This window comes from Actinosynnema sp., assembly GCF_052038725.1.
Window position 1 is genome coordinate 1 of sequence record NZ_JBQGCX010000084.1, and the last position, 1505, is coordinate 1505.

Consider the following 1505-nt stretch of genomic DNA (forward strand, 5'->3'; position numbering starts at 1 on the left):
AGTTCGGCGGCCACGGCATCGGGGGCACGATGCACGAGGACCTGCACGTGCCCAACAAGGGCAAGGCCGGTCGCGGCCTCAAGCTGCGGCCCGGCCTGACGCTGGCCCTGGAGCCGTGGCTGGCGCGCACGACGGACCGGATCGTCTACGACGAGGACGGCTGGACCATCCGCTCGGCGGACGGCTCCCGCACCGCCCACTCCGAGCACACCGTCGCGATCACCGAGGACGGGCCCGTGGTGCTCACCCGGCGTGAGGGCGAGCAGCGCTGACGCCCGAACGGGCGCCCCGGTCGTGGGGGCGCCCGTCGGTCACCGGTCCGTCGGTCACCGGTCCTGCGGTGAGCGGCCGGGTCAGGCGCCGGTCGAGCCCGCCTCGCCGGAGGCGGTGAAGCGCTCGACCCAGCCGCGCACCCGCTCGCGGACCACGTCCCCCTCGGGGAGCAGCGCCAAGCCCTCCCGCAGCTCCGCCAGCCCGGTCGCCACGTCACCGGCCAGGCACCGCGCGCACCCCAGCTCCGCAAGCACCAGCGCCAGCCCGTACTCCTCCCCCGGCGCCCGCCGCGCCTCGCGCACCAGCGCGTACAGCTCCACCGCCTCGGCGAACCGCCCCGCGTCCCGCAGCGCGTTCGCCGCGCTCAACCGCGCCCACGCCGCGCTCCGCGCCGACCCGGCGGCGGTGAAGTCGCCCAGCGCGGCCTCCGCGAACGCCAGCGCCTCGGCCGTCCGCCCGGCTTCCCGGTGCAGCCCGCTCACGCTGTTGCGCGCCTCCCCTGCCGCCTGCCGGTCCCCCAACCGCTCGGCCACGTCGAGCGCCCGAGTCGCCAGCGCCACCGCCTCGCCGTCGCGCCCCAGCTCCCGGCACAGCTGCGCGTACCGGATCGCGACCCACCCGGTCCCGCGCTCGTCCCGCGCGCCCTCGTGGATCTCCAGCGCCTCACGGAAGCACGCTTCCGCGCGCGCGTGCTCGCGCCGCTCCCGGAACGCCACCCCGAGCCCGCCGAGCACCAGCGCCACCCCGACGGCCTCACCGGAGGCCCGCGCCGACACCAGCCCGAGCTCGTGCGCGGTGATCCAGTCGTCCCACGCCTTGACCCGGTAGCAGTGCTCGAACAGCGCCACCGCCAACCGCCACGCCACCCCGTGCTCGCCCAGCTCCGCGGCCCGCCGCGCGCACGCCACCAGGTTGACCCGCTCGGCGGCGAACCACGCGCCCGCCTCGGCCGCGTCCGCGAATGGTCGGCCCGCGCCGGGGAGGTCCGAGCCGGGGAGGTCCGAGCCGGGGAGGTCCGCGCCGGTCCGCGCGGCTCCCAGCGCCCGGTCGGCGGCCAGCGCGCTCGCCAGGTGCCAGGTGAGCGACCGCAGCACCGCCGCGAACCGCTCCCCCTCGTCCTCCTCCTCGTCGGCGCGCTCGGCCGCGTACTCGCGCAGCGGGCTGACCAGCTGGAACCGCCGCCCGGCCACGACGACCTCCAGCAGGTTCGCCAGGCACAGCGCCCCCAGCGC

At 77.8% G+C, this 1505-nt stretch carries 2 protein-coding genes; one reads left to right on the plus strand and one right to left on the minus strand.

Features of this window, described 5'->3' with window-relative positions; genetic code table 11:
• On the plus strand, positions 1-272 hold a 272-nt coding region (locus ACTUAL_RS01635; RefSeq protein WP_440899014.1), incomplete at its 5' end, for a M24 family metallopeptidase.
• 81 nt (positions 273-353) lie between these two features.
• Here the strand turns inward: ACTUAL_RS01635 and ACTUAL_RS01640 are convergent.
• A partial coding sequence (locus tag ACTUAL_RS01640; RefSeq protein WP_440899015.1) for a tetratricopeptide repeat protein occupies positions 354-1505 on the minus strand: 1152 nt, incomplete at its 5' end.